This is a genomic window from Streptomyces sp. B1I3, from assembly GCF_030816615.1.
GTDB lineage: Bacteria > Actinomycetota > Actinomycetes > Streptomycetales > Streptomycetaceae > Streptomyces.
In genome coordinates this window covers 6,591,896-6,606,865 of sequence record NZ_JAUSYD010000001.1, presented here as the reverse complement: position 1 = coordinate 6,606,865, position 14,970 = coordinate 6,591,896, and the positions used below count along the sequence as shown (strand labels likewise).

Genomic DNA, 14,970 nt, shown 5'->3' with positions numbered 1-14,970 from the left:
TCTCGTCACATTCCTCGGCGGGGCGCGTCCAGGCCGTGCAGATACGGATTGGAGGCACGCTCGCGGCCGATGGTCGTCTGGGGGCCGTGGCCGGACAGCACCACGGTCGAGTCGTCGAGCGGCAGGCACACGCGGGCCAGCGACTCGAGCAGCTCGGCGTGGTCGCCGCCGGGCAGGTCGGTGCGTCCGACGGAGCCGGCGAAGAGCAGGTCGCCCGAGAAGAGGACCTGCGGTACATCCGCGGCCTCGGGCATCCTGAACGTCACCGACCCCTTGGTATGCCCGGGTGCGTGCGCGACACCGAACTCCATGCCGGCCAGCTTCAGCAGGGCGCCGTCGGCCAGTTCCTCGACGTCGTCGGGCTCGCCCACGGTCAGCTCCCCCATCAGCGGCATCCCGATGGAGCGGCCGAGGGCCTTCTCCGGGTCGCTCATCATGAAGCGGTCCTCGGGGTGGATCCAGGCGGGCACGCCATGGGCGCCGCACACGGGGACGACGGAGGCGACATGGTCGATGTGGCCGTGGGTGAGCACGACGGCCACGGGCTTCAGCCGATGCTTCTTCAGCGTTTCCTCGACGCCCTGGGCGGCCTGGTGGCCGGGGTCGATGATCACGCACTCCTCGCCTGCGGCGGGGGCGACCAGATAGCAATTGGTCCCCCAGGCCCCGGCGGGGAACCCGGCAATGAGCACGATCGTCCTTAGTGTTCGTCCGTAGCGGGAGGGCCGCGGAGAGGAATGCGGCAGATCAGAGCCTACCGGCGCTCCTCATTCCACAGCTAACCCATATACCGTACGGGGCAACCCAGGCCCGATCACACGACGTACAAGGAGACCAACCCGTGGTCAGCAGCGATCAGCGGCGGCGGCAGCTCGCCCGGGAGAAGTTCGAGCGGCAGCAGCAGCGCCGGGAGGAGGCGCGCCGCAGGACCAGGCGTCTCGCGGTGATCATCGCGTCCTCGGTGGCCGTGGTGGCGGCCATCGGTGCGGGCGCCTACGTCTCCGTCGACGGCGACGACGGCGGCGACAAGAAGACCGCGGACGCGGCCGCGAGCCCCTCCGCGTCGCCCTCGGCGAGCGAGAGCAGTGTGCCCGAGCCTGCGATGAAGATCGACAAAAAGGCGAAGTACTCGATGTCGCTGAAGACCAGCCAGGGCGACATAGCGATCACGATGGACGCGGCGAAGACCCCGCACACCACGAACTCGTTCAAGTCCCTCGCGGACAAGGGGTACTTCGACGGCACCAAGTGCCACCGGCTGACCACCCAGGGCATCTTCGTCCTGCAGTGCGGCGACCCGAAGGGCGACGGAACGGGCGGTCCGGGCTACACGATCCCCGACGAGAACCTGACCGCGCTGGGCAAGGCGGGCGACGACGGCTCGGTGACGTATCCGGCGGGCACGGTCGCGATGGCGAACACCGGCCAGCCGGGGACCGGGGGCAGCCAGTTCTTCCTGGTCTACAAGGACACCAAACTGCCGCCCAGCTACACGCCGTTCGGCACCATGGACGAAGCCGGCCTGAAGGCCGTCAAGAAGATCGCCGAAGCCGGCGTCACCGGTGGGGCGGCCGACGGTGCTCCCAAGAAGACCGTCACGGTCGAGAAGGCGGCTGTCGAGAAGGCCTGAGCGACCGGGCGGCCGGTCCGCCCCGGCGCCCGGGCGCGGACCGGATAATTTCGGCCGCGCGGAGTGCGGACAGCCGGGCGGCCGGTCGCCTAGATTGGCGTTGTGCAGGGCGGGCGCTGCCCGCCCCAGGAAACTGTGGACGATGCACGGGGGGCGAACCCCCTCGCAGGCATCAGGTGGAGGAGGCGCTGTGAGCAGCGACCCGTGGGGCCGTGTCGACGAGACGGGCACCGTGTACGTGCGTACAGCCGAGGGCGAGCAGGTCGTCGGATCGTGGCAGGCCGGTTCTCCCGAGGAGGCCCTGGCCTATTTCGAGCGCAAGTACGAGGGCCTGGTGGTCGAGATCGGCCTCCTCGAACGGCGGGTGAAGACCACCGACCTGTCGGCGAAGGACGCCACGGCGGCGATCGAGCACCTGCGTCAGCAGGTCGACGAGCACCACGCCGTCGGCGACCTCGCCGCGCTCGGCAAGCGGCTGGACTCGCTCGTCGCGACGGTCGACTCCCGGCGTGAGGAGCGCAGGATCCAGAAGGCGAAGCAGACCGACGAGGCGCGCGGCGCCAAGGAGGCGCTCGTCGTCGAGGCCGAGGAACTGGCGCAGAGCGAGCAGTGGCGGTCCGCCGGTGAGCGGCTGCGGGCGCTCGTCGACACGTGGAAGGGGCTGCCGCGTCTCGACCGCAAGTCGGACGACGAGCTGTGGCACCGCTTCTCGCACGCCCGGTCCGCCTTCTCCAAGCGCCGCAAGGCCCACTTCGCCGCCCTGGACGCCCAGCGCGAGGACGCCCGCAAGGTCAAGGAGAAGCTGGTCGCCGAGGCCGAGTCGCTCTCCGGCTCGACCGACTGGGGCACCACGGCCGCGCGCTACCGCGACCTGATGACCGAGTGGAAGGCGGCGGGACGCGCCCAGCGCGAGGCCGAGGACGAGCTGTGGAACCGCTTCCGCGGCGCGCAGGACGTGTTCTTCGCGGCCCGCAGCGGTGTCTTCGCCGAGCGCGACGAGGAGCAGGGCGAGAACCTCAAGCTCAAGGAGGAGCTCGCGGCCGAGGCCGAGAAGCTGGTGCCCGTGACGGACCTGAAGGCGGCCAGGGCCGCGTTCCGTGCCCTCAACGAGCGCTGGGAGGCCATCGGCCATGTACCGCGCGACGCCCGCCCGAAGGTGGAGGGGCGGATGCACGCCGTGGAGCGGGCGCTCCAGGAGGCCGAGGAGTCCGAGTGGCGCCGGACGAACCCGGAGGCGCGGGCCCGCGCCGAGGGTCTGACCGGTCAGCTGCAGGCGGCCGTCGACAAGCTGCGCACGCAGATCGACACGGCGCGCGCCTCGGGCAACAACGCGCGGGCCGACAAGCTCTCGCGTGAGCTCGAGGGCCGCCAGGCGCTGCTGGACCAGGCGCTGAAGGGCCTGGAGGAGTTCGGCGGCTGAGGCCGGCCGGTTCCGTACGAGAGGGGCTCCTGTACGTGTCACGTACAGGAGCCCCTCTCGTGTGTCCGCGTGCTACGGCCTGCGGGCCGAGGTGACCCGGTAGACGTCGTAGACGCCCTCCACGCCCCGCACGGCCTTCAGGACGTGACCCAGGTGCTTCGGGTCGCCCATCTCGAAGGTGAAGCGCGAGGTGGCCACCCGGTCGCGGGACGTCTGCACGGCGGCCGAGAGGATGTTGACGTGCTGGTCGGACAGGACGCGGGTGACGTCGGAGAGCAGTCGCGAGCGGTCCAGCGCCTCGACCTGGATGGCGACGAGGAAGACCGACGACTGGGTGGGTGCCCATTCGACGTCGAGGATCCGCTCCGGCTGCTGGGAGAGCGAGTCGACGTTGACGCAGTCCGCGCGGTGTACGGAGACCCCGCTGCCCCGGGTCACGAATCCGATGATCGGGTCGCCGGGGACGGGCGTGCAGCAGCGGGCCAGCTTGACCCAGACGTCCTCGACGCCCTTGACGACCACGCCCGGATCGGCCTTGGCGCGGCGCTTGTTGCGGCCGTGCGAGGGCGGCGAACTCTCCGCCAGGTCCTCGTTGGCGGCGTCCTCGCCACCGAGCGCCTGGACGAGCTTCTGGACGACACCGGCCGCGGCGACATGGCCTTCGCCGATCGCCGCGTACAGCGACGAGATGTCGGGGTAGCGCATCTCGTGGGCGAGGGTGACCAGGGAGTCGCCGGTCAGGATCCGCTGGATCGGCAGGTTCTGCTTGCGCATGGCCCGCGCGATGGCGTCCTTGCCCTGCTCGATCGCCTCGTCGCGCCGCTCCTTGGAGAACCAGGCGCGGATCTTGTTGCGCGCCCGGGGCGACTTGACGAACTGCAGCCAGTCACGGGAGGGCCCCGCGCCGGCCGCCTTCGAGGTGAAGACCTCCACCAGGTCGCCGTTGTCGAGCGTCGACTCCAGCGGGACGAGCCGCCCGTTGACCCGTGCCCCTATGGTCCGGTGGCCGACCTCCGTGTGGACGGCGTAGGCGAAGTCGACCGGCGTGGCCCCTGCGGGCAGCGCTATGACGTCGCCCTTCGGTGTGAAGACGAAGACCTCGTTGCGCGACAGGTCGAAGCGCAGGGACTCCAGGAACTCACTGGGGTCCTCCGTCTCCTTCTGCCAGTCCAGGAGCTGGCGCAGCCACGCCATGTCGTTGACCGTGTCCTGGCCCCGGCCGCCGGTGTTCTTGGGGACGTCGGTGCGCACCTTCGAGGCGCCCGCGACGGCCTCCTGCTTGTACTTCCAGTGCGCGGCGATGCCGTACTCGGCCCGGCGGTGCATGTCGAACGTACGGATCTGCAGCTCGACGGGCTTGCCGCTGGGACCGATCACCGTGGTGTGCAGTGACTGGTACATGTTGAACTTGGGCATCGCGATGTAGTCCTTGAACCGTCCCGGAACCGGATTCCACCGGGCGTGGACGGTGCCGAGCGCCGCGTAGCAGTCGCGGACCGTGTCGACGAGGACCCGAATTCCCACCAGGTCGTAGATCTCCGCGAAGTCGCGGCCTCGCACGATCATCTTCTGGTAGACGCTGTAGTAGTGCTTGGGCCGCCCGGTGACGGTGGCCTTGATGCGGGCGGCGCGCAGGTCGGACTGGACCTCGTCGGTCACTATGGCGAGGTACTCGTCGCGCTTGGGGGCGCGCTCGGCGACGAGGCGGACGATCTCGTCGTACATCTTGGGGTAGAGGATCGCGAAGGCGAGGTCCTCCAGCTCCCACTTGATGGTGTTCATGCCGAGCCGGTGGGCCAGCGGCGCGTAGATCTCGAGGGTCTCGCGGGCCTTCTTCTCCTGCTTCTCCCGCTTGAGATAGCGCATGGTGCGCATGTTGTGCAGCCGGTCGGCGAGCTTGATGACGAGGACCCGGGGGTCCTTGGCCATCGCGACGACCATCTTGCGCACGGTCTCGGCCTGGGCGGCCTCGCCGAACTTGACCTTGTCGAGCTTGGTGACGCCGTCGACCAGGAGTGCGACCTGCTCGCCGAAGTCCTTGCGCAGCGTGTCCAGGCCGTACTCGGTGTCCTCGACCGTGTCGTGCAGCAGTCCGGCCATCAGCGTCGCCGGATCCATGCCGAGCTCGGCGAGGATCGTGGTGACGGCGAGCGGATGGGTGATGTAGGGGTCGCCGCTCTTGCGCTTCTGCCCACGGTGCCAGCGTTCGGCGACCTGGTAGGCGCGCTCGATCTGGCGCAGGGTCGCGGACTCGATCTTGGGGTCGTTGCCGCGGACGGTGCGCAGGAGCGGTTCGAGGACCGGGTTGTACGGGCTGGAGCGCTGCACGCCGAGACGGGCGAGGCGGGCCCGGACGCGGTTGGAGGAGCCGCCGGAACGCACGGACGGCGTGGGAGCCGGGGCCGGGGGCTTGGGGGCGGGCGGTTTGGGGGGCGCTGCCGCCGGCACCGCGGGCTGGACGGCGGGGGCCGGGGCGGCGGGCTGACCTGCGGGGTCCGGTGCCGGAGGCTTCGGCGCGGGACTCCCGGATTCGGGGGCCGCCGCGGACTCCGTCCCGGCGGGGAGAGCCGGCTTCGCGGGGGCCGCCGCCTCACCGCTCTGCTCCCGGCCGTCCGCGGGCTTGCGCGCCCCGGGGTCGCCCGCGTGGGCGGGCTGCGCCTTCGCGGGCGTGGCGGGGGCCGTCGCGGGCTTGTCGGGCTGCGCGGCGGCGACTGGACGGGCCTCGTCTGGCAAGAGCGCTCCTCGTGCGGATCCGGGCTCCCCGGAAACCCCATGGTATCGACCCCCCGGCCGGTCCTCGCCCGGGGACGGCGGAACCCTCACAACGCGGACGGGCACCCGGGTGTTCCCGGGTGCCCGTCCGTGCGGTGCTCCGCCGCCGCCGTGGAGCGCGGGGGTCAGAGCGTGATCAGTGCCTCGACCGGGGCGCCTCGCAGCCCCGCCTCGAGCCGTGCCCGGCCGCCGAGGAATCCGAGCTCCATGAGGACGGACACCCCCGCGACCTGGGCGCCGGCCCGCCGGATCAGCTCCAGCGAGGCTTCCGCGGTACCGCCGGTGGCCAGGACGTCGTCGATGACCATGATCCGGTCGTCGGAGTCCAGGTCCTCCGCGTGGATCTCGATCTCCGCCGTGCCGTACTCCAGCTCGTAGGCCTGCGCGAGGGTCGCCCCGGGCAGCTTTCCGGCCTTGCGCACGGGTACGAAGCCGAGCCCGGCCCGGACTGCGACCGGCGCCGCCAGGATGAACCCGCGCGCCTCGAGGCCGACGATCTTGGTGGCCCCGTGCCGTACACAGAGCTCGGCGAGGGAGTCGGTGAGCGCCGAGAAGGCGGCCGGATCCGCGAGGAGCGGGGTGATGTCCTTGAAGAGGACTCCCGGCTTCGGGTAGTCCGGCACGTCACGGATCCGGCTGAGCAGGAGGTCGCGGGTCGAGGCCGTGCTCGTCATCGGCGGTTCCCCGGGGTCCGGCCGTGGCCGCCGTGCTGGCGGCGCTGACCGATGACGGCCCCGGCGGTCTCGGCCTCCGGGCCGAAGTCCTGCGCCTGGTCGTCACCGTCGTCCTCGGGGGACTCACCCTTGGCCGCGGCAGCGGCCCGCTTGGCGAGGATCCTCTTCTTCAGGGCCTTCATCTGCGGCTCGCGTTCCTTGAGGTCGGCGACCAGCGGAGTGGCGATGAAGATCGAGGAGTACGCACCGGCGGCGAGGCCGACGAAGAGCGACAGCGAGATGTCGTTCAGCATGCCGGCGCCGAGGACGCCGCCACCGATGAACAGCAGACCGGCAACCGGCAGCAGCGCGACGACGGTGGTGTTGATGGAGCGCACCAGCGTGCCGTTGATGGAGCGGTTGGCGATCTCGCTGTAGGTCCACCGGGTCTGCTTGGTGATCCCCTTCGAGCCCTCCTTCAGGCTGTCGAAGACGACGACCGTGTCGTAGAGGGAGTAACCGAGGATCGTCAGCAGGCCGATCACGGTGCCCGGGGTGACCTCGAAGCCCACGAGGGCGTAGATGCCGACCGTGATGGTGATGTCGTGGATCAGCGCCACGAGGGCGGCGATGGCCATCCGCCACTCGAAGGCGATGGCCAGGTAGACCACCACCAGGACCATGAAGATGCCGAGGCCGGTCCAGGCCTTGTTGGCGATCTGCTCACCCCAGCTGGGGCCGACGAGGTCAGCGTTGATCTTCGACTCGGGGATGCCGAGGTCGTCGGAGAGCTGGGCCTTGATCTGGTCGGCCTTGTCGGTGTCGACCTCGGTGATCTGGATCCGGAGGCCGCCGTTGCCGAGCTCCTGGACGATCGCCTCGTGGCCGGAGGCCGTCACCGCGTCCTCGTGGGCCTGCGAGACGGAGACCTTCGCCTTGCTGTCGGTCGTGAAGACCGCCCCGCCCTTGAACTCGATGCCCATGTTGAGGCCGCTGACCGCCAGGCCGACGATGGCCGTGATGGTGATCAGGATCGAGACGCCGTACCAGATCTTGCGCTTGCCGATGAAGTCGTAACCGACCTCGCCTCGGTAGAGCCGGGCGCCGAGATCGCCGAGTCGCGACATCTCAGGCCTCCTTCGGGTGGTCGGTGCGGGCGTTGACACGGCGCGTGCGGCGCAGCGGAGGCTTGGCGCCCAGCCGCTTCGGGTCCAGACCGGACCACGAGTTGCCGCTGGCGAAGAACTTCGTGCGGGCCATGAGCGTCATGACCGGCTTGGTGAAGAGGAACACCACGACGACGTCGAGCAGGGTCGTGAGACCGAGCGTGAACGCGAAACCCTGGACCTTGCCGACCGTGACGAGGAAGAGCACCGCGGCGGCGAGGAACGACACGAAGTCGGAGACCAGGATGGTGCGCCGGGCCCTGGGCCATGCGCGCTCGACGGCCGGACGGAGCGTACGGCCTTCCCTGATCTCGTCCCGGATGCGTTCGAAGTAGACGATGAACGAGTCCGCCGTGATTCCGATCGCCACGATGGCACCGCAGACGGCGGGGAGGTTCAGCGCGAAGCCGATGGCCGGGCCGAGCAACGCCATGATCGTGTAGGTCAGGACCCCGGAGACCAGGAGGCTGAGGAGCGCGATGAGCGCCAGGCCGCGGTAGTAGGCCACCAGGTAGATCACGACCAGGGCCAGCCCGATGGCACCGGCGATGAGGCCGGCCTTGAGCTGCTCGCCACCGAGAGCGGCGGTGACGGTGGTGACCGTGTCCTCGCTGAAGGAGAGCGGGAGCGCACCGTAGGACAGGACGTTGGCCAGGTCCTCGGCCGACTGCTGGGTGAAGCTGCCGGAGATCTCGGCGCTGCCGCTGAGCGTCTCGTTCACCTGGGGTGCCGAGACGACCTCGCCGTCGAGGGAGATGGCGAACTGGTTCTGCGGCGACTGCTGGGCCGAGAGCTTCTTCGTGATCGTCTGGAACTTCTTGGAGCCCTTGTCGGTGAACTCCATCGAGACGAGCCAGATGCCGCGCTGCTGGTCGAACTGCGCCTTCGCGTCGTCGACGTCCGTACCGGAGACCTCGGCCGGGCCGAGGAGGTACTTGGCGTCACCCTCGGAACTGCACGCGACCGTGGGGTCCTCGGGCTTGACGCCGTCGCCGGCCTTGGCACGGGCTGCGGCGTCGCCGCAGTCCAGCGCGGTGAACTTCTTCTCCAGCGCGGCGGTGGCCGGGTCGGGCGCACCGGTGGCCGCGGGGCTGTCGGTGGCCTTGGCATCGGCGGAGGCGCCTGCGCTCGGCGTCGCGTCCTGCTTCAGGGCGCCGGTGACGGCACGGCCCTGGGTGGTGGCGTTCGCCGAGGGCGTGCCCTTGCCGTCGGAGGCGGTCTCCGGGTCGCTCGCCTTCGCACTGGGCGTGGCGTTCGGCTTCCCGGTACCGCTCGCGGACGGGCTCGCCGAACCGGTGGGCGTCGGTTCGCCCCCGGCGACGGTGAGCACGGGACGGAAGTAGAGCTGGGCGGTCGTACCGACCTGGTCCCGGGCCTGCTTCGAATTCGTCCCCTTGGGGATGTTGACGATGATGTTCGACTTGCCCTGGGTCTGAACCTCGGCCTCGGAGACACCCAGACCATTGACACGGCGTTCGATGATGCTGACCGCGGTGTTCATGTTGGTCTCGTTGATCGCGTCAGGCTTGCCCGGCTGGCTCTTCGCCTTGAGCGTGATCGAGGTGCCGCCTGCCAGGTCGATACCAAGCCGAGGCGTGGTGTGACCGGACAGGAACATCCCGCCGGTGAGCGCGACCATGGCGATGAGGATCAAAGCCAGGGCACGGCCCGGCTTGCCCTGTCCACCGGTTGGTCCCCGGCCCTTCTTCGGTGCTGCCACCTTTTCGTTTCTCCCTGTCCAACCGCCCCGCGCCGGGTACGCGCCCGAGCGGCCGCTAAGTGTTGTGGGGACCCGACCCCGCAGAGGGCCCCACGGCCCGAGAGACGCCGGACACCCGCAGGCGCCCGGCGTCCCGGAATCGTGGAGCTACTTCGCGTCGCCCTTGCCGTCCTCGGCCTCGGCGTCCTTGACCTCGGGGACCTTCGGCGCGGGGGTGTCGACCTCGGCCTTCTTGGTCAGGTCCGTCTTCGCGTCGTCCGCGTCGCCTTCCGCGTCCGCCGGCCCGGCGGTGAGCGAGGAGGCGTCGTCCGGCACGACCGCGCCGCCGACCTCCAGGTCGTCGTCACCGTGGACGATGCGGTTGTACTCCGCGTCGTCCAGGACGGCGCCGATGGCGTTCTTGGCGTAGACGGCGTGAACGCCGGGCGCGACCTCGAGGACGACCGTGTCGTCCAGGATCTCCTTGACGGTGGCGTACATGCCCCCGATCGTCCGGACGCCGGTACCGGGCTGCATGTCGTTGCGCATCTGCGCAGCCGCCTGCTGCTTCTTCTTGGCGGACCGGGTCATCAGGAACATGGCCCCGATGAGCACGATGAAGGGGAGGAGGGTCACGAGACTCACGGGACGGAACTTCCTTCGCACGACCGCGCTGAAAGACGGCCTGTATCTACGGGGGTGGGTACACCGACCTGTACGGGCGGCATCGGCGGAGTCTAAGCGAGTCCGCATCATTGGAACAACGCCCAGCATGGCACCGTGGTTCCCCTCGGCGAAAACCTGTGACGCATCACGCCCCGAACAGGCCCTGTTGTCCCTTTGCGCCGTGCTGCGGCGGTACGAGCCCGAGATGGGCCCACGCCGCGGGGGTGGCGACCCGCCCGCGAGGGGTCCGGGCGAGCAGCCCTTCGCGTACGAGGAAGGGCTCGGCGACCTCCTCGACCGTCTCGCGCTCCTCCCCCACCGCGACCGCGAGGGTGGACAGGCCGACGGGCCCGCCGCCGAACAGCTTCAGCAGGGCGACGAGCACGGCGCGGTCCAGCCGGTCCAGGCCGCGGGCGTCGACCTCGTACACCCGCAGGGCCGCGGCGGCGATGTCGCGGTCGATCCGCCCCTCGGCCTTGACCTGGGCGTAGTCCCGGACCCGGCGCAGCAGCCGGTTGGCGATCCGCGGCGTGCCTCGGGAGCGGCCGGCGATCTCCGCGGCCCCCGCCGTGTCTATGGCCACGTCGAGGAGACCGGCGGAGCGGTGGATGACGCGCTCCAGCTCCGTGGGCTCGTAGAACTCCATGTGGCCGGTGAAACCGAAGCGGTCCCGCAGCGGGGGCGGCAGGAGTCCGGCCCTGGTGGTGGCACCGACGAGGGTGAACGGCGGCAGTTCGAGCGGGATGGCCGTGGCGCCGGGGCCCTTGCCGACGATGACGTCGACGCGGAAGTCCTCCATCGCCATGTAGAGCATCTCCTCGGCGGGCCGCGACATGCGGTGGATCTCGTCGAGGAAGAGGACCTCGCCCTCCTGGAGGGAGGAGAGGATCGCCGCGAGGTCGCCTGCGTGCTGGATGGCCGGGCCGGAGGTGATCCTGATCGGGGCGTTCATCTCGGCCGCGATGATCATGGAGAGCGTGGTCTTGCCGAGGCCGGGGGCGCCGGAGAGCAGGACGTGGTCGGCCGTGGCGCCGCGGGCCCGGGCGGCCTTGAGTACCAGGTCGAGCTGTTCGCGTACCTTCTCCTGGCCGACGAACTCGTCGAGGTCCTTCGGGCGCAGGGCGGCCTCGACCGCGGTGTCCTCGCCGTCCGCGCCGGCGGCGACCAGCCGGTCCTCCGGCCGCTCGTCCGTCAACTCGCCGGTGTCGGGCCCGGTCTCGTCCCAGTTCATCTCGTCAGTCCGCCTCGGGTGGTTCGGTGCCGGCACGTGCGGTGTCCGGCCGGCGTGCGGGGCATGGGGGCCGCTGCGGTCAGCGTGCGCGGTTGAGTGTCTGCAGGGCGGCCCGCAGCAGCTGGGGCACGGGGGCCTGGCCACCCCCGGCGATCGCCGCCTCCGCCTGCGGGGCCACGGCGGCCACGGCCTCGTCGGCCTCGCGGGTGGCGTAACCGAGGCCGATGAGGGCGGCCTGCAGCTGGTCGCGCCAGGAGGAGGTGACGGCGGCGCCGATGCCCTGCTGGCCGATGTGCGCGCCGACGGGCTCGCCGAGCCGGTCCTTGAGCTCCAGCAGGAGCTTCTGGGCGCCCTTCTTGCCGATGCCGGACACGGCGGTGAGCGCCTTCTCGTCGCCGGTGGCGACGGCGATGCGCAGCGCGTCCGGGCTGTGGGTGGCGAGCATGGCCTGGGCGAGCCGCGGGCCGACGCCGCTGGCGGTCTGGAGGAGCTCGAAGACCTGGCGCTCGTCGTCGTCGGCGAAGCCGTACAGGGTGAGCGAGTCCTCCCGCACGACGAGGGAGGTGGCCAGCCTGGCCTCCTTGCCGATGCGCAGGCCGGCGAGCGTGCCGGGCGTGCACTGGACGGCCATGCCGATGCCGCCGACCTCGACCACGACCGTGGAGGGGGCGAGGGCGGCCACCGGGCCGGAGACGAAGGCGATCATGCGGTACGGCCTTTCAGCGTGCGGTGGGCGGCGACAGCCTGCTGCAGTCGGTTCTGCGCGGGTGCGCGCCAGATGTGGCAGATGGCGAGGGCGAGGGCGTCGGCCGCGTCGGCGGGCTTCGGGGGCGCGTCGAGCCGCAGCAGCCGGGTCACCATCGCCCCGACCTGGGCCTTGTCGGCACGGCCTGACCCGGTGACGGCGGCCTTGACCTCACTGGGGGTGTGCAGGGCGACCGGAATCCCGCGGCGGGAGGCGCACAGCATGGCGACCGCGCTGGCCTGGGCGGTGCCCATCACCGTACGTACGTTGTGCTGGCTGAACACGCGTTCCACAGCGACGAATTCGGGGCGGTACTCGTCGAGCCACCGCTCGATGCCCTCTTCGATGGCGACCAGCCGGTGGCCGAGCTCCGCGTCCGCCGGCGTGCGCACCACGCCGACCCCGGCCATCGTCAGCGGACGGCCGGCGACCCCCTCGACGACTCCGACACCGCACCGGGTCAGCCCCGGGTCCACGCCCAGTACCCGCATGTAGGACCCTCCGCCGCTCGGTCATCTGTTCCCGCAGGCTATCGGCTGCCACCGACAATGGGACGGGCCGACGGGGTGTGTCCCGTCGGCCCGTCCCAGGCTGTACCGCCCTCAGGCGTCGACCTTCTCCATGACCTCGTCGGAGACGTCGAAGTTGGCGAAGACGTTCTGCACGTCGTCGCTGTCCTCCAGCGCGTCGATCAGCTTGAAGATCTTGCGCGCGCCCTCTTCGTCCAGCTCGACCTGCATGGTCGGGACGAAGTTGGCCTCGGCCGAGTCGTAGTCGATGCCGGCGTCCTGCAGCGCGGTGCGGACCGCGACCATGTCGGTGGCCTCGCTGAGCACCTCGTAGGTGTCACCGAGGTCGTTGACCTCCTCGGCGCCTGCGTCGAGCACGGCCCCGAGCACGTCGTCCTCGCCCAGCTCACCCTTGGGGACGATCACGACGCCCTTGCGGTTGAACAGGTACGAGACCGATCCCGGGTCAGCCATCGAACCGCCGTTGCGGGTCATGGCGACACGGACGTCGGACGCGGCACGGTTGCGGTTGTCGGTGAGGCACTCGATGAGCACCGCGACGCCGTTCGGGCCGTAACCCTCGTACATGATCGTCTCGTAGTCGGCACCGCCGGCCTCGAGGCCGGCACCGCGCTTGACCGCCGAGTCGATGTTCTTGTTCGGGACCGAGCTCTTCTTGGCCTTCTGGATGGCGTCGAAGAGGGTCGGGTTGCCGGACACGTCCGCGCCGCCCGTGCGGGCCGCGACCTCGATGTTCTTGATCATCTTCGCGAAGAGCTTGCCGCGCTTGGCGTCGATCACGGCCTTCTTGTGCTTCGTCGTAGCCCATTTAGAGTGGCCGGACATCTGCCTTCTCCTTCGCGTCACCAAAATCGATCCGAACCCGAGAGATCCTACCGGGATCGCATCAGCCCACGGCGCGCACCATGTCGGTGAAGAGTGCGTGCACCCGGTGGTCCCCGGTCAGCTCCGGGTGGAACGACGTGGCGAGGGCGTTTCCCTGGCGTACGGCCACGATGTGCCCGCCGTGCACCGCGACGACCTCCGCGCGGGCGCCCACCGATTCCACCCAGGGAGCCCGGATGAAGACGCCCTCGACGGGCCCCCCGGGCACTCCGTCGACGTCGACGGCCGCCTCGAAGGACTCGTTCTGCCGCCCGAAAGCGTTACGGCGCACGATCATGTCGATCCCGCCGACCGTCTCCTGACCCGAGCGCGGGTCCAGGATCTTGTCGGCGAGCAGGATCATCCCGGCGCAGGTGCCGTAGACCGGCATGCCGGCGGCGACCCGCTCCCGCAGCGGTTCCAGCATGCCGAAGAGGACCGCCAGCTTGGACATCGTGGTGGATTCGCCGCCGGGTATGACGAGTCCGTCGACCTCGGCGAGCTCCTCGGGACGCCGGACCGGCCTGGCCAGGGCGTCGGCCGAGGCCAGGGCGATCAGGTGTTCCCGTACGTCGCCCTGGAGTGCCAGGACGCCGATGACAGGGGTGTCGGTCATCGGTGCTTACCAGCCGCGGTTGGCGTAGCGCTCGGCCTCGGGCAGGGTGTCGCAGTTGATCCCGACCATGGCCTCGCCCAGGTTGCGGGAGGCGTCCGCGATGACCTTCGGGTCGTCGTAGAAGGTGGTGGCCTTGACGATGGCGGCGGCACGCTTGGCGGGGTCGCCGGACTTGAAGATGCCGGAGCCCACGAAGACGCCCTCGGCGCCGAGCTGGCGCATCAGGGCCGCGTCCGCCGGCGTGGCCACGCCACCGGCCGAGAAGAGGACGACGGGCAGCTTGCCGAGCTCGGCGACCTCCTTGACCAGCTCGTAGGGGGCGCGGAGGTCCTTGGCGGCGGCGTACAGCTCGTTGTTGTCGTAGCCGCGCAGCCGGGCGATCTCGTTCTTGATCTGGCGCAGGTGGCGGACGGCCTCGACGACGTTGCCGGTGCCTGCCTCGCCCTTCGAGCGGATCATCGCGGCACCCTCGGCGATGCGGCGCAGCGCCTCGCCCAGGTTGGTGGCGCCGCAGACGAACGGCGTGGTGAAGGCGAACTTGTCGCTGTGGTTGACCTCGTCGGCCGGGGTCAGGACCTCCGACTCGTCGATGTAGTCGACGCCGAGGGACTGCAGCACCTGGGCCTCGACGAAGTGGCCGATGCGGGACTTGGCCATGACGGGGATGGAGACGGCCTGGATGATCTCTTCGATCATGTTGGGGTCCGACATCCGGGCCACGCCGCCGTCCTTGCGGATGTCGGCGGGGACCCGCTCCAGCGCCATGACGGCCACGGCTCCCGCGTCCTCGGCGATCTTCGCCTGCTCGGCGTCGACGACGTCCATGATCACGCCGCCCTTGAGCTGTTCGGCCATGCCGCGCTTGACGCGGGCGGTGCCGGTGGCCGGGGCCTCGGTTGACTGCGGGGTACGGGGAAGCGTGGACACGGATCGACCTCACTGGGGTGAAAAGAGCGGAATGCTGCAGCCCCGAGCAAA

14 protein-coding genes are annotated in these 14,970 nt (G+C 70.3%); 2 read left to right on the top strand and 12 right to left on the bottom strand.

The features are described 5' to 3' along the window. Window positions 1-5 precede the first annotated feature (5 nt). Window positions 6-692 (bottom strand): MBL fold metallo-hydrolase, encoded by a 687-nt coding sequence (locus tag QFZ58_RS30075; protein ID WP_307128028.1) that lies wholly within the window; start codon window positions 690-692, stop codon window positions 6-8. A gap of 149 nt (window positions 693-841) precedes the next feature. On the opposite strand from QFZ58_RS30075, the gene QFZ58_RS30070 reads away from it, so the two are divergent. Further along, the gene (locus QFZ58_RS30070; RefSeq protein ID WP_307128027.1) at window positions 842-1,630 is read left to right on the top strand and encodes a peptidylprolyl isomerase; all 789 of its coding nucleotides are present in this window, start codon (window positions 842-844) and stop codon (window positions 1,628-1,630) included. Window positions 1,631-1,820: 190 nt separating this feature from the next. Continuing rightward, complete coding sequence (locus QFZ58_RS30065) at window positions 1,821-3,050, top strand: DUF349 domain-containing protein (RefSeq protein ID WP_307128026.1); 1,230 nt, start codon at window positions 1,821-1,823, stop codon at window positions 3,048-3,050. Window positions 3,051-3,122: 72 nt separating this feature from the next. Here the strand turns inward: QFZ58_RS30065 and QFZ58_RS30060 are convergent, their stop codons facing one another. The 11 genes from QFZ58_RS30060 to pdxS form a co-directional block, all read right to left on the bottom strand. Beyond that, a complete protein-coding gene (locus QFZ58_RS30060; protein ID WP_307128025.1) occupies window positions 3,123-5,783 on the bottom strand; it encodes a bifunctional (p)ppGpp synthetase/guanosine-3',5'-bis(diphosphate) 3'-pyrophosphohydrolase in 2,661 nt (886 codons plus the stop codon). Window positions 5,784-5,947: 164 nt separating this feature from the next. Next, a complete protein-coding gene (locus QFZ58_RS30055) occupies window positions 5,948-6,496 on the bottom strand; it encodes an adenine phosphoribosyltransferase (RefSeq protein WP_307128024.1) in 549 nt (182 codons plus the stop codon). Then, the gene (gene secF, locus QFZ58_RS30050; RefSeq protein ID WP_307128023.1) at window positions 6,493-7,602 is read right to left on the bottom strand and encodes a protein translocase subunit SecF; all 1,110 of its coding nucleotides are present in this window, start codon (window positions 7,600-7,602) and stop codon (window positions 6,493-6,495) included. The genes QFZ58_RS30055 and secF overlap by 4 nt, the downstream gene beginning before the upstream one ends. 1 nt (window position 7,603) lies before the next feature. Further along, the gene (gene secD, locus QFZ58_RS30045; protein WP_307128022.1) at window positions 7,604-9,361 is read right to left on the bottom strand and encodes a protein translocase subunit SecD; all 1,758 of its coding nucleotides are present in this window, start codon (window positions 9,359-9,361) and stop codon (window positions 7,604-7,606) included. A 147-nt stretch (window positions 9,362-9,508) separates the two neighbouring features. Then, window positions 9,509-9,985 (bottom strand): preprotein translocase subunit YajC, encoded by a 477-nt coding sequence (gene yajC, locus QFZ58_RS30040; protein WP_307128021.1) that lies wholly within the window; start codon window positions 9,983-9,985, stop codon window positions 9,509-9,511. 166 nt (window positions 9,986-10,151) lie between these two features. Next, entirely contained in the window at window positions 10,152-11,237 is a 1,086-nt protein-coding gene (gene ruvB, locus QFZ58_RS30035; protein WP_307128020.1) for a Holliday junction branch migration DNA helicase RuvB, read from the bottom strand. A 79-nt stretch (window positions 11,238-11,316) separates the two neighbouring features. Beyond that, window positions 11,317-11,943 carry a Holliday junction branch migration protein RuvA gene (ruvA, locus tag QFZ58_RS30030; protein ID WP_307128019.1) on the bottom strand — a complete coding sequence of 209 codons (627 nt, stop codon included), beginning with the start codon at window positions 11,941-11,943 and terminating at the stop codon, window positions 11,317-11,319. After that, window positions 11,940-12,473 carry a crossover junction endodeoxyribonuclease RuvC gene (gene ruvC / locus QFZ58_RS30025; RefSeq protein WP_307128018.1) on the bottom strand — a complete coding sequence of 178 codons (534 nt, stop codon included), beginning with the start codon at window positions 12,471-12,473 and terminating at the stop codon, window positions 11,940-11,942. The genes ruvA and ruvC overlap by 4 nt, the downstream gene beginning before the upstream one ends. Before the next feature lie 111 nt (window positions 12,474-12,584). After that, the gene (locus tag QFZ58_RS30020; RefSeq protein WP_307128017.1) at window positions 12,585-13,337 is read right to left on the bottom strand and encodes a YebC/PmpR family DNA-binding transcriptional regulator; all 753 of its coding nucleotides are present in this window, start codon (window positions 13,335-13,337) and stop codon (window positions 12,585-12,587) included. A 61-nt stretch (window positions 13,338-13,398) separates the two neighbouring features. Further along, complete coding sequence (pdxT, locus tag QFZ58_RS30015) at window positions 13,399-13,992, bottom strand: pyridoxal 5'-phosphate synthase glutaminase subunit PdxT (protein ID WP_307128016.1); 594 nt, start codon at window positions 13,990-13,992, stop codon at window positions 13,399-13,401. A 6-nt stretch (window positions 13,993-13,998) separates the two neighbouring features. Continuing rightward, window positions 13,999-14,919, bottom strand: a complete 921-nt coding sequence (pdxS, locus tag QFZ58_RS30010; RefSeq protein ID WP_307128015.1) for a pyridoxal 5'-phosphate synthase lyase subunit PdxS — start codon at window positions 14,917-14,919, stop codon at window positions 13,999-14,001. Window positions 14,920-14,970: the final 51 nt, after the last annotated feature.